Consider the following 22,912-nt stretch of genomic DNA (forward strand, 5'->3'; position numbering starts at 1 on the left):
CGCGCGCGGATGGTGGCGGCAGTGGCGACCGGGCGTGCCGCCTCTATCGCCGGTGGCCGGTATGCGCATCGGCCTGCTCGCGGCGGTGATCGCCGGCTTCTGGCTGGTGGCCTATGCCGATCTGGAACGTGCGCGCGACCGGGCGCTGCAGGACGGCCTGCGCCAGACCGCCAACCTGTCGCGCCTGCTGGAGGAGGATGCCCGCCGCATCCTCGTTGTTGCCAAACGCACGCTCTACGCGATGGCCGAAGGCGGGCGGATTCCCCCCCATCTGCTGGCTGACGCAGTCGGGGTTTCCGGGGCGGAGACCGGTCCGGGGCTGGCGCTGCGCAGCCTGCTGGTGGTGGAGCCGGATGGGCGGGTCAGGGAAGCCGTCGGGCTGGATGCCCCGACCTCCCTTGCCGGAACCCCGCCGGCCGAGGCGGCGCGCAGCGGATCGGCGGCCTTCGTCGGCCCTTATCGGGAAGCCGGCGGCGGCTGGCGCGCCGCCCTGGTCCGGCCGCTGGCCGATGGCGGCGGCGTCGCCATGGCGATACTCGACCTCGACCGCTTCGCCCGGCTCTACGCCACGCAGGACATCGGCCCGCGCAGTTTCATTCTGCTCTATGGCGAGGACGGGGTGGTCCTGGCCTATTCACGGCCGAGCGAGCTATTGGACCGTAACCGTGCCGTCTTCGCCTCCGTCCTGCCGCGCCTGCCCGGCGGGGAAAGCGCGAAGACGCTGTCCGGCTTCGATCCGTCGGAAGGGCGCGACCGCATCGGCACGGTCCGTCGCGTGGCCGACCTGCCGCTCTATGTCTATGTCCGCATCAGCGCCGACGATGTTCTGGCCGGCTGGTATGCCGACCGCTGGAAACGCGTGCTGGAAACCACTGCGGTGTCGGTGGTGGTGATGCTGCTGGCCTTGCTGGCCTTGCGGCAGCTCGGCCGGCTGGAGACGACGACCCAGGCGTTGCGGGCCAGCGAACGCCGGTCGCAGGCTCTGTTCGACAGCAGTTTCCAGATCATGGGGTTGCTGTCCCCCGAAGGACGGGTGCTGGCATTGAACCGGCCGGCCTGCGCCCTGGCCGGATTGCCGGCGGAGGCGCTGATCGGGCGCCGCGCCTGGGAGTTCCGCGGCTGGGCCCGGACGGGCGAACTGGCGGAGGCCTTCCGTCAATCGATCGGAAAGGCGGCGTCCGGCCGACTCGTCCGCTATGAGACCGACGTGATCGCCGACGGCGTCACCCGGGTGATGGATGTGACGATCAAGCCGGTCTTCGACGACCGGGGCGCCGTGACGGTGCTGGTGGTCGAGGCGCGGGACATCACCGAACGGGTGGAGGCGGCCGAACGGCTGGCCGCCGCGCTCGATCAGGCGGAGTCCGCCAACCGTGCCAAGAGCGCCTTCCTGGCGACCATGAGCCACGAGTTGCGCACGCCGCTGAACGCCATCATCGGCTTTTCGGACATCATGCTGCACGAGCTGTTCGGACCGCTGGGCAGCCCGCGCTACCACGACTATGCACGTCATGTGCAGAACAGCGGGCGCCATCTGCTGGACCTCATCAACGACGTGCTGGACATGTCGAAGCTTGAGGCCGGGCGCTACACGCTGGACGAAAGCTGGCTGGAGCCGGCCAACGCCATCGAGACCTGCCGGGCGCTGACCGCGGTTCCGGCCGATGCCGGCGGGGTGACGCTGGCGGTCGACTGCGCCCTCGGCCTGCCCAGACTGCTGGCCGATGAGCGGGCCTTGCGGCAGGTCCTGCTGAACCTGCTGTCGAACGCGGTGAAATTCACGCCGCGCGGCGGCCGGGTGACGGTGACGGCGGGGCCGGAGGCCGACGGCGGGCTGACCATCGCGGTGCGCGACACCGGCATCGGTATCGCCGCCGACGCGCTGGCCCGCATCCTGGAGCCGTTCCAGCAGGCCGACAACAGCATTCCCGGCCGTTTCGGCGGCACCGGGCTCGGCCTGTCGATCTGCCGCGACCTGATGGCCCTGCATGGCGGCAGCCTGTCCATCGACAGCGAGCCGGGCCGTGGCACAACCGTCACCGTCCGCTTCCCCGCCGAGCGCGTCGCCCAGCCGGTTGCGGCCGACGGGATGCAGGCGTAAGCCTGTCTCCCATGAACGGAGAAAGAGGCGGACGGGATGATCGGGAATGACGGAAAGCCGGTGTCCAAGGAGGACCTGCGCAAGCACATCGCCGCCTACAACGGCCAGTCGCGCGGCTCCAAGGAGTTCGCGGCGATTCCGCGGGCGCTGGTGACGATCCTCGATGGGCTGAAGCCGGGCAAGACCGGCTACGTCAAATGCCTGGACGGTCAGGTGCAGCTGTCGCGCCGCAAGGACAACAGCGTGTCGGCGGGCTGACAAAAGGAAAGCGCCCTTCCCCGGGGTGGGGAAGGGCGCTGTCTGTTGGAAAATCAGACCGTCAGTGCTTCGCCGCAGCCGCGGCGCCGATGCCGGTCTGGGAGCGGACGAACTGGTCCTCGAAGGCGTCGCGCTCGGCACGGGCGGACGCGCTGCTGTCCAGCTTCGACACGATGATGGTGACGATGAAGGCCAGCGTCATCGAGAACAGGGCCGGCTGCTCGTACGGGAAGATCGGCTTCGGGTTGTTCAGAACGACGACCCACACCGCGTTCGACAGGATCACCAGCGTCACCGCGGAAATCAGGCCGGCGATGCCGCCCGCCAGCGCGCCGCGGGTGGTCAGGCCCTTCCAGTACATCGACAGGATCAGCACCGGGAAGTTCACCGACGCCGCGACGCCGAAGGTCAGGCCGACCAGGAAGGCGACGTTCTGCTTCTCGAACGCGATGCCCAGCACGACGGCCAGCACGCCCAGGACCAGCGACGCGATCTTGGACACGCGCATCTCCTCGCGCTCCGTCGCCTCGCCCTTGCGGATGACGCGGGCGTAGAGGTCGTGCGCGATGGCCGAGGCGCCGGCCAGCGCCAGACCTGACACCACCGCCAGGATGGTGGCGAAGGCGACCGCCGACAGGAAGCCCAGGAACAGGTCGCCGCCCAGCGCCTTGGCCAGATGCATCACCGGCATGTTGCCGCCGCCGATCAGCTTGCCGCCGACCTTGCCGCCTTCGAAGAACTGCGGGTCGGTGCCGACGATGGTGATCGCCGCCATGCCCAGCACGCAGACGATCAGGAAGAAGAAGCCGATGAAGCCCGACGCGTAGAAGACCGACTTGCGGGCCTCGCGCGCGTTGGGGACGGTGAAGAAGCGCATCATGATGTGCGGCAGCGCGGCGGTGCCGAACAGCAGGCCCAGCGACAGCGACACCGCCGACACCGGGTCGGCCAGCAGCGTGCCCGGCCCCATGATCTTCACCCCGTCCTTGTGCGAGGCGATGGCGCTCTTGGCGATGGCCTCCAGGCTGAAGCCGAAGCGCGACAGGGCGAGGAAGGCCAGGATCACGCCGGCGCCCAGCAGAAGCACCGCCTTGATGATCTGCACCCAGGTGGTGGCGATCATGCCGCCGAAGGTGACGTAGACCACCATCAGCACGCCGACCACGATCACGGCGACGTTGTAGTCCAGCCCGAACAGCAGCTTGATCAGCTGGCCGGCGCCGACCATCTGGACGATCAGGTAGAAGCACACGACCGTCAGCGAGCCGATGGCGGCGAAGGTGCGGATCTTGCCCTGGTCCAGCCGGTAGGACGCGATGTCGGCGAAGGTGAAGTGGCCGAGGTTGCGCAGCCGCTCCGCCAGCAGGAACAGGATGATCGGCCAGCCGACGAAGAAGCTGATGGTGTAGACGAAGCCGTCATAGCCCTTGGCGAACACCAGGCTCGACAGGCCCAGCAGGGTCGCGGCCGACATATAGTCGCCGGCGATGGCCAGCCCGTTCTGGAAGCCGGTGATGCCGCCGCCCGCGGTGTAGAAGTCGGAGGTCGAGCGGGTGCGGCTGGCCGCCCAGTAGGTGATGCCCAGCGTCATCACGACGAAGGCCAGGAACATGCCGATGGCCGACAGGTTGACCGGCTGCTTTTCCAGCTGCCCGACATCGCCGGCGGCCAGCGCCGGCACGGCGGACAGGGTGGCGAACAGGGTGGCGGCAGCCGCCGTCAGGAGGATCCGGCGGGCGGTCATTGCAGCGTCTCCCGCGTGATCTCGTCGGTCAGGTCCTGGAAACGGCCGTTGGCGAAGTGGGAGTAGACGCCGGTCAGCAGCCAGGACAGGATGATGATCGCCGCCCCGATGGGGAAGCCGATGCTGAGGGCCGAGTCGTCGGACATCGGCTTGTGCAGCAGGTCCGGCGCGAAGGCCACGACCATCATGAAGCTGTAGTAGCCGACCAGGACGATGGCCGACAGGATCAACGCCAGCCGGCTGCGCTGGCGGACCAGTTCCTGGAATTTGGGGTTCCGGCGGACCCGCTCGTAGACCGGAGTGTTCGCGGGGGAGTGCATGTTTCCTCCAGACGGTAGACGTCCTTGTGGCACCCTGTTCGGGCTTATGGTCTTCCGGCTAACAAAACACTGTTTCGCAAATTTCCCGGAAATATGACGAATTGTTTCAGCGCAATTCCGGTAACAATTCCACCGATTCGCATTGAGCCGGGGCGGCGAAGCTGGAATGATGCCGGGGATTCCACCGATCCCCGTATCCCGCCGCGTTGTCCGGAAAATGATCCGCTCGCCCCTGTTCCTCCGGCTGTTCTCGGCGATCCTGATCTCGCTCGGGCTGTTCTCGGCGGCGGCCTATGTCTTCTCCGTTCCCTTCATCGAGGAGAAGGCCTACGAGATCGAACGCGACGCCAGCCGCACCATCCTCGACAACGTGTTCGAACTGGTCAGCCGCATCCGCGGCGGGCTGGAGGAGCAGCGGACCACCACGGTGGAGTCCTACAAGACCCGCCTGCGCGACGTGCTTGAACTGGCGGTCGGCTACATCGAACATGTCCACGCCCGCGCCGACCGCGGCGAGATCACGGCGGAGGAGGCACGGCGCGAGGCGATGGAGGGGCTGCATGCCTTCCGCTACGGCAACGGCGATTATGTCTGGGCCATCGGCTACGACTCGGTGATCCTGTCGCATCCCTCGCCGGACTATCAGGGACGGAAGTCCGACGACCTGCGCGACAATCTCGGCCGCCACATCCTGCCCACTATCGTCGCCACCGCCAAGCGGCAGGGGGAGGGTTTCCAGACCTATCCGTGGTGGCGGCCGAACGGCGACGAACGGGCGCCGAAGCTCAGTTTCTTCAAGGATCTGCCCAAGCGCGGCATCATCGTTGGCACCGGCGCCTATCTCGCCGACGTCGACGCCGAGGTGGAGCGGCGCAAGGCCGAGGCCATCGAGGATCTGCGCCAGGCCCTGCGCAAGCTGCGCATCGCCCGCACCGGATACCTCTACATCTTCGATTCGGCAAACCGGATGATCATCCACCCGAATTCGAACATCGAGGGCACGGCCTTCGGCGACCGGCTGAATTCGGCCACCGGGCGCCCGATCGCCGAGGATCTGAAAGCCGCCGCGGCCAGGGGGGAACCGCTGACCTACCTGTGGGACAAACCCGACGATCCCGGCAACTACGCCTATGAAAAGATCAGCTGGGTCCGGCATTTCGAAGGCTTCGACTGGTACATCGCCTCGTCGGTCTATGTGGACGAGCTGCGGCGGTCGTCGGTGGTGCTGGGCAACCGCATCCTAGCCATCGGCATGGCGCTGATGGCGGCGGGCAGCCTGTTGGGCTACATCGCCGTCGGCCGTCTGGTCCGGCCGCTGCGCCGGCTGGCCGACACCGCGGCGCAGGTGCGGGCCGGCGACCTCGGCGCGCAGAGCGGCATCCGCCGCGGCGACGAGATCGGGCTGCTCGGCTCCGCCTTCGACGGCATGGTCCGGCAGCTTCGCGACACCGTCGCCACGCTGGACAGCCGGGTGCGCGACCGCACCGCGGCGCTGGCGGAGGCGGAGACGCGCCAGCGCGTTATCCTGGACGCGATCCCCGCCAGCATCGCCGGGCTGGACCGCGACGGGCGGCTGACCTTCGCCAACCTGCGCTGGGCCGAGCTGGTCGGCCGCGACAAGGCAGAGGTGATCGGCCGCGAGCTTGCCGCCGTGGTCGGCCGGCGCGCCATGGCGGTGCTTCGTCCCCATCTCGACCGTTGCCTGTCGGGGGAGGTGGTGACCTTCGAATACACTTTCCCGCGCGACGGCCGCGACATCGTCACCAAGACCACGCTGATTCCCCATCGCGGCGAGGGCAGGGCGGAGGACGGTACTGTCACCGGCCTGTTCGTGCTGACGCTGGACATCACCGACGAGAAGCAGACCGAACGCCAGCTGGTGGAGGCGCAACGCCTGAAGGCGGTCGGCCAGCTGTCGGGCGGGCTGGCGCATGATTTCAACAACCTGCTGTCGATCATCATCGGCAACCTTGCGGCGGCGCGCGACCGCTACGCCGCGGTCGAGGGGTTGGACGCCTATCTGGAGCCGGCCCAGCGTGCCGGTCGCCGCGGTGCCGACATCACTGCCCGGCTGCTCGCCTTCTCCCGCCAGCAGCCTTTGAAGCCTGAGCCGATCGAGCTGTGCGGACTGCTGCGCGACATGGCGGTGCTGCTGCGCCGCTCCTTCCCCAGCTCCATCGCCATCGGCGTGCCGGAGGAGGGGCGGGAATGCTGGACCATCGCCGACCAGACCCAGCTGGAGAACGCGCTGGTCAACCTTGCCATCAACGCGCGCGACGCCATGCCCAACGGCGGCCGGCTCGACATCGCGGTCGGCATCCGCCGGGTGGAGGACACCCTGTCCTTCGACGAGCCGGTCCGCCCCGACGATTACCTGGAAATCCGCGTCTCCGACACCGGCACCGGCTTCACGCCGGAGGCGCTGGCCCGCGCGGTGGAGCCCTTCTTCACGACGAAAGCTCTGGGATCGGGGCTGGGGCTGTCGATGGTCTACGGCTTTGTCAAGCAGTCGCGCGGCTATCTGCGCATCGACAGCCGGCCGGGGGAGGGGACCGCCGTCACCCTGCTGCTGCCGCGCGCCGAACCGGTGGCCCGCCTGCTCGATGCCGAACCGGCGACGGCCGAACCCTTGGGCGGCGGCTGGTCCGGCCAGTTGGCGCTGGTGGCGGAGGACAACGACGATGTCCGGCAGGTGATGCGCCAGCAGTTGGTCGACCTCGGCTTCTCGGTGGTGGAGGCGGCGAGCGGCGACGAGGCGGCGGAGCTGGTGGAGCAGATCGACGGGCTGTCGCTTCTGGTCTCCGACATCGTCATGCCCGGCCTGTCGGGGGTGGAGCTGGCGCGGCGCGCCCGGCTGCTGCGGCCGGACATGCGGGTGGTTCTGGTCAGCGGCTTCACGGTCGAGTATGGCGACATCCCGGCCGATGCCGTCATACTGGGCAAGCCATGGGACAAGCGGGATCTGGTGGCGGCCATCGGCCACGCCGCCCAACCCGCGCCCGCCTGATACATTCGGGCCAAATGAACGCACCTGGGAAAAAGCAGGGCGAAGAGTAAGGGGAAACGCGCGTGGCACAAAAGAAGCGCATCTACCTGATCGAGGACGAGGCCGACATCCGCCGGCTGGTGAAAGAGGTGCTGGAGGGATACGGCTACGAGGTGTCCTGCTGGGCCAGCGGGCGGGAGGCGCGGGCGGCGATCCAGCGTCAGGCACCCGACCTGTGTCTTGTCGATCTCGGCCTGCCGGACATGGACGGGCTGACCCTGGTTCGCGAATTGTGGGAGGATGTCCGCTTCGGCGTGATCATCCTGTCCGGGCGCGGCGGCACCTCCGACCGGATCCTGGGGCTGGAGCTGGGCGCCGACGATTACATCGTGAAGCCCTTCGAGCCGCGGGAACTGGTCGCCCGCGTCAACAGCGCCATCCGCCGCCGCGAACAGCTGGCCGGCGCCACGGCCGCGGCGGAGACCGCGCGGGCGCGCTTCGGCAATTGGGTCTTCGACCTCGGTAACCTGACGCTGAGCGCCGATGACGGCCGCCAGGAAAGCCTGACCGCGGCGGAGGCCTCGCTGCTGCTGACCTTGCTGAAGGCGCCCAAGCGCGTGCTGTCGCGCGAGCATCTGCAGGGGCCCGACCAGGACCGCGACGATTTTCCCTATGACCGCAGCATCGACGTCCGCGTGTCGCGCATCCGCAAGAAGATCGAGGAGGACCCCCGCGCCCCGCGGCTGATCAAGACGGTCTATGGCGCCGGATACCTGTTTGCCGGCGACGTGACCTGGCTGCGGTGACCGGGAGCAGGGTGAACGGGGCACCTCGATTGCCCAGCGTCGAAACAACTCCAATAACAATTGGTCATAATCCTGAGAAAGTTGCGCAAAGCTGATCTGGTACAGGCTGTTTCCAACACAGCCGCGTCCAATGCCGGCGCCTAACAAGAACCCCTGGGGAGAACGGTCCGATGAATGCACCTGCCGCCGCAGTCGAAGCCAGCCTCAACCCGTATGAGCGCGACCTCGACCGCAACGCCGCCAATTTCGTCGCGCTGACGCCGCTGACTTTCCTGGAGCGCGCCGCTTCCGTGTGGCCCGACCGGTTGGCCGTCGTCCATGGCCCGGTCCGCCGGACCTGGGCCGAGACCTTCGTCCGCGTGCGCCGTCTGGCCGCGGCGTTGGCGAACCTGGGGATCGGCAAGGGCGACACCGTCGCCATGCTGGCCGCCAACACGCCCGAGCTGTTCGAGGCACATTTCGGCGTGCCGCTGGCCGGCGCCGTGCTGAACGCCGTCAACACCCGCCTGGATGCCGAGGCCATCGCCTTCATCCTGAAGCATGGCGAGGCGAAGATCCTGATCGTCGACCGCGAGTTCTCCGGCGTCGCGAAGAAGGCGTTGGCCCTGCTGGATTCGCCGATCCCGGTGGTGGACATCGACGATCCGACCTACACCGGCGGCGAACTGATCGGCGACCGCGACTATGAGGCCTTCATCAGCGATGTCGGTGCCGAGCATCCCTGGACCCTGCCGGCCGACGAATGGCAGGCCATCGCGCTGAACTACACCTCCGGCACCACCGGCAACCCGAAGGGCGTCGTCTATCACCACCGCGGCGCCTATCTGAACGCGGTGTCGAACGCGCTGTCCTGGAACATGGGCGACGCGCCCGTGTATCTGTGGACGCTGCCGATGTTCCACTGCAACGGCTGGTGCTTCCCCTGGACCATCGCGGTCACTGCCGGCACCGCCGTCTGCCTGCGTCAGGTCCGCCCGGACGCCGTTCTGAAGCTGATCCGCGAGGAGCGGGTGACCAACTTCTGCGGCGCGCCCATCGTTCTGAACATGCTGAACAATGCGCCGGCCGAGCTGAAGCAGGGCATCGAGCAGACGGTGAAGGTGATGGTTGCCGGCGCCGCCCCGCCCGCCGCCGTCATCGCCGGCATGGAGCGCATGGGCTGGGAAGTCACCCATGTCTACGGCCTGACCGAATGCTACGGCCCGACCGTGGTCTGCGTCTGGCATGACCGTTGGGACGGCCTGTCGCTGGACGAGAAGGCGGCGATCAAGGCGCGCCAGGGCGTGCGCGGCCCGATGCTGGAGGCGGTGATCGTTGCCGATCCCTTCACGCTGGAGCCGGTGCCGAAGGACGGCCGCACGATGGGCGAGATCATGATGCGCGGCAACAACGTCATGAAGGGCTACCTGAAGAACCCCAAGGCGACCGACGAGGCCTTCGCCGGCGGCTGGTTCCACACCGGCGACCTCGCCGTCTGGCATGAAGACGGCTATGTCGAGATCAAGGACCGCTCGAAGGACATCATCATCTCCGGCGGCGAGAACATCTCGTCCATCGAGGTGGAGGACGTGCTCTACAAGCACCCGGAAGTGCTGGAGGCCGCGGTCGTCGCCCGCCATGACGAGAAGTGGGGCGAGACGCCCTGCGCCTTCGTCACGCTGAAGGACGGAGCCACCGCGACCGAGGCCGACATCATCGCCTTCTGCCGGTCGCACATGGCCCACTTCAAGTGCCCGCGCACGGTGGTGTTCGGCCCGCTGCCGAAGACCTCGACGGGCAAGATCCAGAAATACGTCCTGCGCAAGCAGACCGAGGGGCTGTAAGGGGCGGAGCGCGTTGCCCCCTCCCTGACCCTCCCCCACCTTCGGACCGGCCTTCGGCCGGCCGAGGGTGGGAGAGGGGACTGCCGCCGCTCCTTTGCAGAACTCCCGCAAGCGTCCTGCCCCCTCTCCCGCGATCGGACCGGCCTTTGGCCGACCGAGGGCGGGGGAGGGATGGGGAGGGGGCCAGTGCTCCCTCATGCCCACATGCTGCCCAATCCTTAGGGGACCCGCGCCATGAAGATCCTCTGCGCCGTGAAGCGCGTCGTCGACTACAACGTCAAGATCCGGGTCAAGACCGACCAGTCCGGTGTCGAGACCTCCAACGTGAAGTTCTCGATGAATCCGTTCGATGAGATCGCCGTCGAAGAGGCCGTCCGCCTGAAGGAGGCCGGCAAGGCGACCGAGATCGTCGTCGTCTCCATCGGTCCGGCCCAAGCGCAGGAGACGCTGCGCACCGCTCTCGCCATGGGTGCCGACCGCGCCATCCTGGTGCAGACCGATATGGAGACCCAGCCGCTGGCCGTCGCCAAGCTGCTGAAGGCACTGGTCGAGAAGGAGGCGCCGGGGATGGTGATCCTCGGCAAGCAGGCCATCGACGACGACTGCAACCAGACCGGCCAGATGCTGGCGGCTCTGCTCGGCTGGGGCCAGGGCACCTTCGCCTCGAAGATCGTGGCCGGTGACGGCGCGGTCGCAGTGACGCGCGAGATCGACGGCGGGCTGGAGACGGTGGAACTGAAGCTGCCGGCGGTGGTAACGGCCGACCTGCGCCTCAACGAGCCGCGCTATGCCTCGCTGCCCAACATCATGAAGGCGAAGAAGAAGCCGCTGGAGACGATCACGCCGGATGCGTTGGGTGTCGATGTGACGCCGCGGCTGAAGACGGTGAAGGTCGCCGAGCCGGCCAAGCGTCAGGCCGGCATCAAGGTGCCGGATATCGCCACCCTGGTCGACAAGCTGAAGAACGAGGCGCGGGTGATCTGAGGACTGGTCGTATCGGGGTGCCCCCTCCCTAACCCTCCCCCGCTTCGCAGGGGAGGGAACTGCCGCCGTTCCGCGGATAGATCTCACCCCCGCAAGCGTCCTACCCCCTCTCCCGCGAAGCGGGGGAGGGATGGGGAGGGGGCACTCGACGCAGACACCTCACCACCCGCCAACCAAGGACCCGCCCCATGCCCATCCTGATCCTCGCCGACCACGACAACGCCAGCATCAAGCCCGCCACTGCCCATGCGGTCACCGCCGCTGCCAAGCTCGGCGCCGACATCCACCTCCTGGTCGCCGGCCGCAATGCCGCCCCCGCCGCGGAGCAGGCCGCCAAGCTGGCCGGCGTCGCCAAGGTGCTGCTCGCCGACGATGCAGCCTACGAGCATGCCCTGGCCGAGCCGGTTGCAGCATTGCTGGTCTCGCTCGCTTCCGGCTACAGCCATCTCCTCGCCGCCGCCACCTCGGTCGGCAAGAATGTGCTGCCGCGAGTCGCCGCCTTGCTCGACGTGGCGATGATCTCCGAAATCACCGCCGTGGTCGCCGCCGACATTTTCGAGCGGCCGATCTATGCCGGCAACGCCATCGCCACCGTGCAGTCGGCTGACGCGGTGAAGGTCGTCACCGTCCGCACCACCGCCTTCGAGGCCGCCGCCGCCACCAACGCCGCCCCGGTGGAAAGCGTCGCCGTCGCCACCAACCCCGCCCTGTCGAGCTTCGTCTCGGCCGAGCTGTCGAAGTCGGAGCGGCCGGAACTGACCTCCGCCCGTATCGTCATTTCCGGCGGGCGCGGCATGCAGTCGGGCGACAACTTCCATCTGCTGGAGGCCATCGCCGACAAGCTGGGCGCGGCGGTGGGTGCCAGCCGCGCCGCCGTGGACGCGGGCTTCGTGCCAAACGACTATCAGGTCGGCCAGACCGGCAAGATCGTCGCGCCGGATCTCTATGTCGCCGTCGGCATCTCGGGCGCCATCCAGCATCTGGCCGGCATGAAGGACAGCAAGATCATCGTCGCCATCAACAAGGACGAGGAGGCCCCGATCTTCCAGGTCGCCGACTACGGCCTCGTCGCCGACCTGTTCAAGGCCCTGCCGGAGCTGCAGCAGGCCGTCTGATCCCGTTCATTTCCTCCGCTACCCGAAGAGGTCCCCCATGACCGCCGCTGCGATCCCCTATACCCCGCCGTTGAAAGAGATCCGCTTCGTCCTCGACCACCTCGCCGGCATGGCCGACGTGGCGGCTCTGCCGGGTTTCGAGGATGCCAGCCCCGACATGGTGGACAGCATCCTGGGCGAGGCGGCGAAGATCGCCGAGAACGTCCTGGCTCCGCTGAACCGCATCGGCGATGTCCAGGGTGCCAGGCTCGACGCCGACGGCATCGCCCGCACGGCGGAAGGCTGGGGGACGGCGTGGCAGGCGCTGGTCGAGGGCGGCTGGAACGGGCTGCCCTTCGATCCGGCGCGTGGCGGCATGGGGCTGCCCAACCTGCTGAACACCGCGGTGCAGGAGATGTGGCATTCCGCCAACATGGCCTTCGCGCTCTGCCCGATGCTGACCCAGGGGGCGGTGAACGCGGTTCAACTCTATGGCTCCGAGTCGCTGAAGGACATCTACCTGCCCAAGATGATCTCGGGCGAGTGGACCGGCACCATGAACATCACCGAGCCGCAGGCGGGGTCCGACCTTGCCGCCACGCGGTCGCGCGCGGTGCCGAACGGCGACCACTACCTCGTCAGCGGACAGAAGATCTTCATCACCTATGGCGACCATGACCTGACGGAGAACATCGTCCATCTGGTGCTGGCCCGCCTGCCCGATGCGCCTCCCGGCGTGAAGGGCATCAGCCTGTTCGTCGTGCCGAAATTCCTGGTCAATGCCGACGGCAGCCTGGGCGCCCGCAATCAGGTGAAATGCGTGTCGCTGGAGCACAAGCTGGGCATCCACGGCAGCCCGACCGCCGTGCTGTCCTTCGGCGACGAGGGCGGGGCGACCGGCTTCCTGGTGGGCGAGCCGAACCGCGGCCTGGAATACATGTTCACCATGATGAACCACGCCCGGCTGAACGTGGCCATGCAGGGCCTGTCGATCGCCGAGCGCGCCTACCAGCAGGCTTTGGCCTATGCCCGCGACCGCGTGCAGGGCAAGCCGCTGGGCTGGACCGAGGGGCAGTCGAAGGGCATCGTCAACCATCCCGACGTCCGCCGCCTGCTAATGGGCATGAAGGCGCGGATCGAGGCGATGCGCGGCATCCTCTACACCGCCGCCGCCGCGGTGGACGTGGCGCATCACCATGCCGACGAGGCGGCGCGCGGCCGGGCCGCCCTGCTGGTCGACCTGCTGACCCCCATTGCCAAGGGCTGGTGCACCGAGACCGGCCAGCAGCTGGCGTCGGACGGCGTGCAGGTTCATGGCGGCATGGGCTTCATCGAGGAAACCGGGGCTGCCCAACATCTGCGCGACGCCCGCATCACCACGATCTATGAGGGCACGACCGCCATCCAGGCCAACGACCTGATCAACCGCAAGATCCTGCGGGACGGCGGGGTGACGGCCAACGGCCTGCTCGACGAGATCGCGGCGCTGGGCGGCGAGCTGTCCGGCCATGCCGATGACGCCTTGCGCGTCACCGGGGCCGAACTGGTCGCCGCGGTGCATGAGGCCAAGCAGGCGGTGGCCTGGGTGCTGACCGCGGCGAAGCAGGACCCGCGTCTGCCGGCCGCCGCGTCGGTGACTCTGCTGGAGCTGATGGGCGTGGTCGCCGGTGGCTGGCAGCTTGCCCGCGCCGCCAAGGTGGCGGCGGAGCGGCTGGCGGAGGGCGATGCCGACACCGCTTTCCTGTCGGCCAAGCCGCTGACCGCCCGCTTCTTTGCCACCCATGTGCTGCCGAAGGCGGCGGCGCTGCGGGCGACCGTCGTCAACGGCTCCGCGAGCGTGATGGCGCTGAGCGAGGAGCAGCTGTTCGGCGCGGCTTGACGGGGCCGCGCTTACCGGTTGGTGGCTTTGAACCGGGGGTGGCCTTTGGCCCTGCTGGGGGTGTCGCGGGCGGTTGGGGGACCTCCCGCCACTGCCCCGGCGCCAGCCCGTCCAGCGTCCAGTCGCCAATCGACCAGCGGATCAGCCGCAGGGTGGGGAAACCGACCGCAGCGGTCATGCGGCGGACCTGCCGGTTGCGTCCCTCGCGCAAGGTCAGTGCGATCCAGCTGGTGGGGATGGCGGCGCGGTAGCGCACCGGCGGGTCGCGCGGCCACAGCGCCTCCGGCTCCTCCATCCGCCGCACCTCGGCCGGCAGGGTGGGGCCGTCCTTCAATGTCACGCCGCGGCGTAGCGCCTCCAGCGCCTCGTCGGTCGGCACGCCCTCCACCTGCACCCAATAGGTCTTCGGCATCTTGTTGGCCGGCGACGCGATGCGGGCGATCAACGGTCCGTCGTCGCTCAAGGCCAGCAGCCCCTCGCTGTCGCGGTCGAGCCGACCTGCGGCATAGACGCCCTTCACCGGCACCAGCTCCGCCAGGGTCGGGCGGCCCTGGTCGTCGGTGAATTGCGGCAGCACGCCATAGGGCTTGTTCAGCAGGATCAGGCGGGGCACGGGCTTGCTTCCTTGCGCGGTTCGGGAAAGGCGCTATCGTTCGCACCCCAACACAGACCTAATAGCAGGGGTTCGGCCGTGACGCTTCTGTTCTGCTCCGCCAGCGACAGCGCCGAGGATTGGCGCCGGGAAATCGCCCGCCATCTTCCCGACCTGGAGATGCGCGTCTGGCCCGAGACCGGCGACGTCGCCGACATCGAGGTGGCGGTGGTGTGGAAGCCGCCGGCCGGCATGCTGGCGACGCTGCCCAACCTGCGGCTGATCGTGTCGCTGGGCGCCGGGGTGGAACCGATCCTGCAGGACTCGACCCTGCCCGACGTGCCGCTGGTGCGGATGGTGTCGGAGGGACTGACGGTCGATATGGCCGGCTATGTGGTCTATCAGGTTCTCTACTGGCACCGGCTGATGGATGCGTATGCCGCCTTCCAGGCCGAGGCGCGCTGGGAGCAGCGGGACCATCGCCCGGCCTCCGAGGTGACCGTCGGTTTCCTGGGGCTCGGCGAGCTGGGGGTGGCGTCGGCCCGCACGCTGCGGACCCTGGACTATCGCCTGAAGGGCTGGAGCCGCAGCCCCAAGAGCATCGAGGGGGTTGAGAGCTTCTCCGGTCCCGACGGGTTGGCGGCGATGCTGCCGCAGTGCGATGTGCTGGTCTGCCTGCTGCCGCTGACCGACGAGACCCGCGGCATCATGAATGCGGCGCTGTTCGCCGCCCTGCCCAAGGGGGCGGTGGTCATCAATGCCGCGCGCGGCGGGCATCTGGTCGAGTCGGACCTGCTCGACGCGCTGGAGAGCGGTCATCTGCGCGGCGCCAGCCTGGACGTCTTCGCGACGGAGCCGCTGCCGGCGGACCATCCGCTCTGGCGCCATCCGAAGGTCCGCATCACCCCCCATGTCGCCGGCGTCACCCACCCGTCGCTCTGCGCCGTGCAGGTGGCCGATGCGGTGAAGGCCCTGCGCGAGGGCCGGCCGCTGCCCAATCTGGTGGACCGCAGCCGGGGATATTGAGCCCTTATACCAGCGGCTTTAGACATTGACCGCTGCCCACGAGCGTGAGGCGATTGAGCGAATGATTTCGGGTGCCTGGGCGAGAGCGTTCCACGCCTCGCAGCAGGCCTCGACGATGGCGGCATAGGAATCGAAGACGCGATGGCTGAGGTGGTTCTGTCGCAGGAACTGCCAGATGTTTTCGACCGGATTGAGTTCCGGGCAATAGGGCGGGAGATGCAGAAGGCTGATGTTTTCGGGCACGACCAGCTTGTCGCCCGGCTGGTGCCAGCCTGCGCCGTCGAGGATGAGCACCGCATGGTGGCCGTCGCTCACTTGGCCGCTGATCTCGGCCATGTGCAGGGTCATTGCCGCGGCGTTGGCCTTGGGCAGGACCAAGGCCGCGGCGGCGCCACGGCTCGGGCAGACGGCGCCGAACAGGTAGGCCCAGCTATGGCGCTGGTCGCGGGGCGCGCGTGGCCGGCTGCCCTTGGCGGCCCACACCCGGGTCAGGGTCCCTTGCTGGCCGACCCGGGCTTCGTCCTGCCACCAGAGCTCCAGCGGCTTGCCGCGGGCGGTGTCGGGGAGGGCGCCGGCAACCAGAGCGGCAAAGTTTTTTTGTGAGCCTCGAGCGCCTCGCCATCCTGCTGAGGATGCTGGGGGCGCACCGACAGGCGACGGAACCCCAGACGGCGCAACAGCCCGCCAACGCTGCGCTCGGCCAGCACCACGCCGAACCGGCGCTCGATCTTGCGGGCCAGATCGCACCGCCGCCACCGAACCACGCCATCCTCGGCGAGGTCCGGACCGGAGCGGACCCAGGACGCCACCTCCGCTTCCTGCTCCGCCGACAGCTTCGGCTTGGCTCCCGGTGCCTTACGATCCCGCAGCCCCGCCACGCCTTGGGCGTTGTAGCGGTGAACCCAATCCCGCAACGTTTGCCGATCCATCCCGCAAGACCGCGCGGCGTCCTCGCGAGATCGCCCCTCCAAAACCAGAGCTAGGGCGAGAAGGCGCCGCGCTACATCCGGATCGCCAAAACGCACCGCCCGCTGGCGCAACTCCGCTGAACTCAGCTCCAGCCGCGTGATCGCAATCGCCGCCATACCCGCCTCCTTCCGAGAGCTGGCAGCGAATCACAGGGCGGACCAAAAGGGAATCCACCGTGACGAGTCACACTTCAAAGCCGCTGGTATTACAGCATCTGAAGCGCAATCACCGCCAGCAGGGCCGCGATCACCCACAGGGCGGCGCGGTCGGAGCGGCGGCGGGTTTCCCAGCCGTTCAGCATCTGGCGGACGGTCTGCGGGTGCAGGCGTACACCACCCTCCGCGATGTCGCGGGTCACCCGTTCGGCCTCGCCGACCAGGGCGGGGATGCGGCGGACGGTGGAGAGCAGGGCGCCGGCATCGTCGATGAACTGCGCCTCCGGCCCGCGATTTTCGCGCATCCACTCTTCGATCAGCGGGCGGGCCAGTTCCCACATGTTGATGTTGGGGTTCAGCAGCCGGCCGACGCCCTCGGCGGTCAGCATGCTCTTCTGCAGCAACAGCAACTGCGGCTGGGTCTCCATCTCGAACTGTTCGGTGACGGCGAAGAGCTGGGCCAGCAGCCGGCCGACCGAGATGTCGGCCAGCGGCTTGTTCTGCAACGGCTCGCCGATGGCGCGGCAGGCCTGGGTGAAAATCTCGATCGACTGGTGGCGCGGGACGTAGCCGGCCTCGAAATGCACGATGGCGACGCGGCGGTAGTCGCCGGTCAGGAAGCCGATCAGCATGTCGGCGAGGTAATAGCGCGTCTCGCGGTCCAGCCGGCCCATGATGCCGAAATCGACGGCGGTGATGGTGCCCTGTTCGTTGATGAACAGGTTGCCGGGATGCAAATCGGCGTGGAAGAAGCCGTCGCGGAAGACCTGATTGAAGAAGCTGGCCGAGGCCATCGCCAGGATCTCGTCGCGGTCGAAGCCGGCGGCGGAGATGCGGGCCGGCTCGTCCACCTTGAAGCCGCGGATGCGCTCCAGCGTCAGCACCCGGCCGCCGGTGCGCTCCCAATCGACCTTCGGCACGTTGAAGGTCGGATCGTCCTTGAAGTTCGACGCCAGCTCCGAGGCCGCCGCCGCCTCCATCCGCAGGTCCATCTCAAGGCGGGAAGTGCGGGCGAAGGTGTCGACAATCTCGGTCAGGCGCAGCCGCTTCAGCCGGGGCAGCACCCATTGGGCGAGGCTCGCCAGCCGGTAGAACAGGTCGATGTCGCGCTCGAACGCCTGCTCGATCCCCGGACGCAGCACCTTGACCGCCACCTCCTGCCCATCGGCGGTGACGGCGAAATGCACCTGCGCGATGGAGGCGGCGGCGACCGGCTTGTCGTCGAAGCTCTGGAACAGGGACTGGACCGGCTGGCCGAACTCCGCCTCGATGATGGCGCGGGCCTGATGGCCGGGGAAGGGCGGCAGCTTGTCCTGCAACTCGGCCAGATCGACGGCCATGCGCTCGCCGACCAGATCGGAGCGGGTGGACAGAAGCTGTCCCAGCTTGATGTAGGTGGGGCCGAGTTCGGCCAGCGCGCGGGCCAGCCGCTCGCCCTCGCGGCCGGGCACATCGCGGCGGGCGATGCGGCGCCACAGCCACAGCAGGCCGGGGGCGGTGCCGAGCAGGCTGGTGGGCAGGGCATCGTGACGGGCGACCGTCCGGCCGATCACGGCCATTCGGATCAGGTTGCGCAGGATGCGGAACACGGGGTCTTAGATCCGCCAGCCGGAATGGATGGCGGCGATTCCGCCCGACAGGTTGCGCACGCGCACCGCACCGAATCCGGCGGCCTCGATCCGTTTGGCCAGATCGGCCTGTTGCGGGAAGCGGCGGATGCTCTCGGCCAGATAGCGGTAGCTTGCCTCGTCCTTCGCCACCACGCGGCCCATGAAGGGCAGCACCTGGAAGGAATAGACGTCGTACAGCTCACGCAGCACCGGCAGCACGACGTGGCTGAACTCCAGGCAATAGAACTTGCCGCCGGGCTTCAGGACGCGGTGGGCCTCCTTGATCGCCTCGTCGATGCGGGTGACGTTGCGCAGGCCGAAGGCGATGGTGTAGGCGTCGACCGAGCGCGAGGCGATGGGGAGCCGTTCCGCGTCGCCGACCGTCCATTGCACGCCGGACAGGATGTTGCGGTCGACCGCGCGGTCGCGGCCCACCCGGACCATCGCCTCGGTGATGTCGCAGACCACCGCGGCCCCGCCGCCCTTCTTGAGGAAGCGGAAGGCGATGTCGCCGGTGCCGCCCGCCACGTCCAGCAGGGTCATGTCCGGCTTGGGCGCCACCATTTCCATCAGCGTGTCCTTCCACAGCCGATGGATGCCGCCCGACATCAGGTCGTTCATCAGGTCGTAGTTGGTCGCCACGCTGTCGAAGACGGCGCGGACCAGCCCGGACTTGGCGGACGGATCGACGGGGGTGAAGCCGAACCAGTTGCCTTCGGCACCGGAGACGGGCTTTTGCGGGTCGGCGGAGGATGGGGGGGTGCGGTCGCTCATGGCCGGGAAGATAGCGCGCGCAAGGGCCATGCGCCAGCGGGGGCGTGCGGTGCGGAAGGCGCTGCGGCGAATGGCGTAGGGCGGATGGAGGCGTTGGTCGGGAGGTGGCGGGGATGGAACAGCGTGGAACAGGTTTCGGAAACTGTTCCATCGGGCGCGGCCGGGCGGTGAGCCGGCGGTTTGCCGGGTGGCGGAACAGGATGAAACAGTTTCCCGGTGATGTTCCATCGCCGTGGAGACCTCCTGGGGGGGGCGTAGGTAATCAATCCTACCATGGGGTCGGCTACCGGGAAAGGATGGGGAGAATTCCTGCCTGTCCGGCTTCGCCGTCCATTCGGCGGAAGAGCCCCAAGGCGCCGGCTGTGCTTGCCATCGGCCAGGGGCTGGCCTACTGACTGCCGGGAAGAACATACGCCCGTATTCCTGTGGCTGTGGTGGCCGTGGGTGGGAGCCTCTGGTGGATCGGCATGACCCTTGCTGAAGCTTGCGCCGAATTCCTGACCCATTGCCGGGTCGCCAAGAACCTGTCGCCCCACAGCCTGCGCGCCTACACCATCGATCTGGCCGAGTTCGAGCGGTTCGCCGGCCCCGCGACAGCGGTGGCGGTCGTCGACCGCCCGCTGCTGCGCCGCTATCTCAGCCACCTGTTCGAGGTGCGGCGGCTGAAGGAAACCAGCGTCAAGCGGCGGATCGCCTGTCTGAAGGTGATGTTCCGCTGGCTTGAGCTGGACGAGGTGATCGAGATCAGCCCCTTCCACCGGCTGGACGCCCGCATCCGCCTGCCGCGCCGCCTGCCCCGCAACCTGACCGACGACGAGGTGCGCCGCTTGCGGGCCGCTGCCTTTGCCGGGGCGGGGATTACCGGCCGGATCACCGAAACCAAGGCAGTGCGTGCCGCCCGCAAGGCCGACCATGACGCCTTCACGGCGCTGGTGGCGGTGGAGGTTCTGCTGGCCACGGGATTGCGCGTGGGTGAACTGGCCGGCATGCGGGCGGAGGATGTGGATCTGACCGGCCGCGTCATCACCATCGTCGGCAAGGGCAGCCGCCAGCGCCGGGTCTTCCTGCCCGATGATGCGGTGACGGCGCTGGTGACGGCTTATCAGGGTGTGACGGGCGCGCGGCGGCGTGACCATGACCGGTTCCTGATGACGGGAACGGGCGGGCCGGCATCGACCCAGCATCTCCGCTTGCTGATTCGCGGAATTGGCGAGGATGCGCAACTGTCCCGCCGCGTCACTCCGCACATGCTGCGCCACACGGCGGCGACCCGGCTGCTGGAGAATGGCGTGGACATCCGGTTCGTCCAACGCCTGCTGGGGCACCAGAGCATTTCGACGACGGAAATCTACACGACGGTGACCGACGCCAGCCTACGGGCGGCGGTGGAAAAGGCAGCGGAGGGGATGAGGGGAGGGAGGTGATAACTAGGAATTATATAAGCAGGCAAACAGGCGAGGCCAATGCCCAATACAACACTGAACCAGCTTGCAATTTTTTCAGAAAACGAACTGGTAAAGGCAAACGAAATTCTATCGCGCCTCGACCCCAAAAGATTTCATCGAGAACGTTGAATGCGGGCTCTATATTCTGGAAAAACATTCTTAGTGAGGAGAGCGTAAGGCACCTTATTGAAAAATTGAGAGAGAATGAACTTAATGATGACCTGCTTATTCCGCAATTCGCCGGGATACTGGCGGATAAGGAAAGGTTTATATCAAATGTGCTAAAATATAGGATTAGCGTATGCGATCAGGGGATTGGTCCTCAAGATTATTTCAAGCAGCTCGAAACGTTAGAGATACTATGCCAATTACGCAATGCTTTGTCATCAGATAACTTTGAACTGCACATTCAGTCAGGATACTTACTTGATGAGTTCTCACTTGCGGATGTTGCTCAAAATTGCATGAACCCTGCAAGAAATCCTTACCTTTCTTTAATTAAGAGAGACATCATACCGGCTATTATGAGCTACTCTCCCGATGTGCTATTTCTGACTGGCCGGATATCATTGTTTAATGCCGCTATTGCAAATATAGTAAAAAGCTCCTCCCTTAACACACACATATCTTATACTCAGCACTCAACCGAGTACTATTCTATATCCAAAATGCTGAGTTGCATTCTGATGGCCTAATTATAAAATTTCCCTCAAGCCCGGTTGAAATTAGCTACAAGGAGTTCGTAGATATACTGCATGATCTACAACCATATTTTGCTCATATACATGATTATTTCGCATTGTCAACAATCAGCATGCATTTCGGCGATCAATCGGCGGCATACGAGTATCTATTAAGAGGCCTCCTTCACAGTATTATGCGGCGTGATTTCCGCATGTTGAGATATTATTGTAAGCTTGCCTCATTCAAGAAATGTTTTACTCCTGATAGGGTCTATGATATACACATAGACCCAGGGAGTAAGTGTTATTGGAACAAATGCGCATTTTGCGGCATAAATAAAAAGTACACCTCTGAGGATATTGACCAAATCCGGCGCTACCTAATTGACAACCCGTTTGGTCAATCGCAAATTCATGTGACTGTGAGCACGTCAATTCCCTATCAGGATATTTATCTCACTGCAATAACATTAGACCATATTAATTATACACTTACTAAGTACCTGCCAAACTCATCTAATTACATAACAATTAGGCACAATTCACCTATAACAATTGAAATATTTGCCAGCGACACACTGAACCAGCTCGCCGAATCCGGCCTCAGGGAGCTGCGACTTGGTCTGGAATCGGCTTCACAAAGCGTCTCACGAATCCAGGATGTCATTCTTAAGCACAACAAAATCAAAAGAGTAAAGATAGAGAATAGCTTGAAGGAATTGAAGTTTCAGAGAGAACTCGCCGGGGCTAACGACACAGCCGTATTCCCTAAGAGCAAAGGATCTGCACGCAAGAACCAATTAAGTCCGATAAATACCGTTTCGACCCCGAAAAAGAGTCGGAAAATAAGGGATAACGCTTCAATCAATGAAATATCAGAAAATATCGAAACAATCACCCACGTCATAAGCTCAGATAAAGAAATAAGCGGAGATCTCCGAGAGATGACTGTAGTTAATGAGCGCCGCCGCGTAAATAGTAACAAATAATTGATTATGAACTAGCATTATCGTGCTTATGTAACGCTTAAAAAAATAATTTTGATGGACTCGACTGCAGAATCCATCGAACCAATCCCATATAAGGCTGGTGCCGTCTACATCTCTTATAGACCCAGTAGTCTACTACAGATTAAGTGAAACGATTCGAAACACACTGACCTGGAAGAGCCAAAGGACAGTGAATTCAAAAATTGAGGCATCTGGCCGTAGTCAGATAATACTCAATAATAATCTCGTATTTTTGAGAAAACAAGACGGTAGTTATATCGCGTATAACTGGGATAATCATCATTATATGGAGGGCGACACACTTACAGTTTCCTCACTGAAGGTTATCACTTTTCTTGAAGGCACCTTTTTCATAACAGTATCTCCATTGCTACGTTGGACGAAATGTCCAAAACAGTCTGACCAGCGTCTTAGTTATTGCTGTATCACTAGATGATGGTATTTAAGCATTTTTGCAAGATATGATCTGACATCATCTTCATGCATGCCGTATTTTTGGCAGATGTTAGCCAATCCAAAATCCAATTGAAGAGGATTCCTCCATTCTTCGATAATATTTCGTAATGTTTCGTCGCCCTCCATATAATGATGATTATCCCAGTTATACGCGATATAACTACCGTCTTGTTTTCTCAAAAATACGAGATTATTAT

General features: G+C 65.3%; 16 protein-coding genes. 10 read left to right on the top strand and 6 right to left on the bottom strand.

What is annotated here, in order from left to right:
* Positions 1-61: 61 nt before the first annotated feature.
* Both AZOLI_RS00360 and AZOLI_RS00365 read left to right on the top strand, forming a co-directional pair.
* Positions 62-2,101, top strand: coding sequence for a sensor histidine kinase (locus tag AZOLI_RS00360; protein ID WP_014246574.1), 2,040 nt, complete (start codon positions 62-64; stop codon positions 2,099-2,101).
* A gap of 36 nt (positions 2,102-2,137) precedes the next feature.
* Positions 2,138-2,359 carry a hypothetical protein gene (locus AZOLI_RS00365; RefSeq protein WP_014246575.1) on the top strand — a complete coding sequence of 74 codons (222 nt, stop codon included), beginning with the start codon at positions 2,138-2,140 and terminating at the stop codon, positions 2,357-2,359.
* Positions 2,360-2,420: 61 nt separating this feature from the next.
* Here AZOLI_RS00365 and AZOLI_RS00370 read toward each other — a convergent pair whose 3' ends face one another.
* Positions 2,421-4,103 (bottom strand): cation acetate symporter, encoded by a 1,683-nt coding sequence (locus AZOLI_RS00370; RefSeq protein ID WP_014246576.1) that lies wholly within the window; start codon positions 4,101-4,103, stop codon positions 2,421-2,423.
* Positions 4,100-4,423 (bottom strand): DUF485 domain-containing protein, encoded by a 324-nt coding sequence (locus AZOLI_RS00375; protein ID WP_014246577.1) that lies wholly within the window; start codon positions 4,421-4,423, stop codon positions 4,100-4,102. Before AZOLI_RS00375 ends, AZOLI_RS00370 begins: the two co-directional genes overlap by 4 nt.
* 217 nt (positions 4,424-4,640) lie before the next feature.
* Between AZOLI_RS00375 and AZOLI_RS00380 the strand changes: the two genes are divergently transcribed.
* From AZOLI_RS00380 to AZOLI_RS00405, 6 genes are all read left to right on the top strand, one after another.
* The gene (locus AZOLI_RS00380; RefSeq protein WP_014246578.1) at positions 4,641-7,430 is read left to right on the top strand and encodes a cache domain-containing protein; all 2,790 of its coding nucleotides are present in this window, start codon (positions 4,641-4,643) and stop codon (positions 7,428-7,430) included.
* Between the two features lie 62 nt (positions 7,431-7,492).
* Complete coding sequence (locus AZOLI_RS00385) at positions 7,493-8,215, top strand: response regulator transcription factor (RefSeq protein WP_014246579.1); 723 nt, start codon at positions 7,493-7,495, stop codon at positions 8,213-8,215.
* Between the two features lie 170 nt (positions 8,216-8,385).
* Positions 8,386-10,038 (top strand): acyl-CoA synthetase, encoded by a 1,653-nt coding sequence (locus AZOLI_RS00390; protein WP_014246580.1) that lies wholly within the window; start codon positions 8,386-8,388, stop codon positions 10,036-10,038.
* Positions 10,039-10,272: 234 nt separating this feature from the next.
* Positions 10,273-11,022 carry an electron transfer flavoprotein subunit beta/FixA family protein gene (locus tag AZOLI_RS00395; RefSeq protein ID WP_014246581.1) on the top strand — a complete coding sequence of 250 codons (750 nt, stop codon included), beginning with the start codon at positions 10,273-10,275 and terminating at the stop codon, positions 11,020-11,022.
* 188 nt (positions 11,023-11,210) lie between these two features.
* Positions 11,211-12,137: an electron transfer flavoprotein subunit alpha/FixB family protein gene (locus AZOLI_RS00400; RefSeq protein ID WP_014246582.1), complete on the top strand. Its 927-nt coding sequence runs from the start codon at positions 11,211-11,213 to the stop codon at positions 12,135-12,137.
* A gap of 37 nt (positions 12,138-12,174) precedes the next feature.
* Positions 12,175-13,995, top strand: a complete 1,821-nt coding sequence (locus tag AZOLI_RS00405; protein WP_014246583.1) for an acyl-CoA dehydrogenase C-terminal domain-containing protein — start codon at positions 12,175-12,177, stop codon at positions 13,993-13,995.
* On the opposite strand, the gene AZOLI_RS00410 is transcribed toward AZOLI_RS00405, so the two are convergent.
* A complete protein-coding gene (locus AZOLI_RS00410) occupies positions 13,937-14,608 on the bottom strand; it encodes a pseudouridine synthase (RefSeq protein ID WP_014246584.1) in 672 nt (223 codons plus the stop codon). The genes AZOLI_RS00405 and AZOLI_RS00410 overlap by 59 nt on opposite strands.
* A gap of 78 nt (positions 14,609-14,686) precedes the next feature.
* On the opposite strand from AZOLI_RS00410, the gene AZOLI_RS00415 reads away from it, so the two are divergent.
* Positions 14,687-15,613: a 2-hydroxyacid dehydrogenase gene (locus AZOLI_RS00415; protein WP_014246585.1), complete on the top strand. Its 927-nt coding sequence runs from the start codon at positions 14,687-14,689 to the stop codon at positions 15,611-15,613.
* 18 nt (positions 15,614-15,631) lie between these two features.
* On the opposite strand, the gene AZOLI_RS30865 is transcribed toward AZOLI_RS00415, so the two are convergent.
* The 3 genes from AZOLI_RS30865 to AZOLI_RS00435 all read right to left on the bottom strand — a co-directional run bounded on the left by AZOLI_RS30865 (position 15,632) and on the right by AZOLI_RS00435 (position 19,121).
* A protein-coding gene (locus AZOLI_RS30865; RefSeq protein WP_076611116.1) for an IS630-like element ISAli3 family transposase occupies positions 15,632-16,698 on the bottom strand; the annotation gives its coding sequence in 2 pieces (ribosomal slippage) (positions 15,632-16,212 and positions 16,212-16,698; 1,068 coding nt in all).
* A gap of 89 nt (positions 16,699-16,787) precedes the next feature.
* Positions 16,788-18,326, bottom strand: coding sequence for a 2-polyprenylphenol 6-hydroxylase (ubiB, locus tag AZOLI_RS00430; RefSeq protein WP_014246586.1), 1,539 nt, complete (start codon positions 18,324-18,326; stop codon positions 16,788-16,790).
* A gap of 6 nt (positions 18,327-18,332) precedes the next feature.
* Positions 18,333-19,121, bottom strand: a complete 789-nt coding sequence (locus AZOLI_RS00435) for a class I SAM-dependent methyltransferase (protein WP_044550231.1) — start codon at positions 19,119-19,121, stop codon at positions 18,333-18,335.
* Positions 19,122-19,588: 467 nt separating this feature from the next.
* Between AZOLI_RS00435 and AZOLI_RS00440 the strand changes: the two genes are divergently transcribed.
* Positions 19,589-20,545: a tyrosine-type recombinase/integrase gene (locus AZOLI_RS00440; RefSeq protein ID WP_044549372.1), complete on the top strand. Its 957-nt coding sequence runs from the start codon at positions 19,589-19,591 to the stop codon at positions 20,543-20,545.
* Positions 20,546-22,912: the final 2,367 nt, after the last annotated feature.

Origin of the sequence: Azospirillum lipoferum 4B, assembly GCF_000283655.1 — a bacterium.
Lineage (GTDB): Bacteria > Pseudomonadota > Alphaproteobacteria > Azospirillales > Azospirillaceae > Azospirillum > Azospirillum lipoferum_C.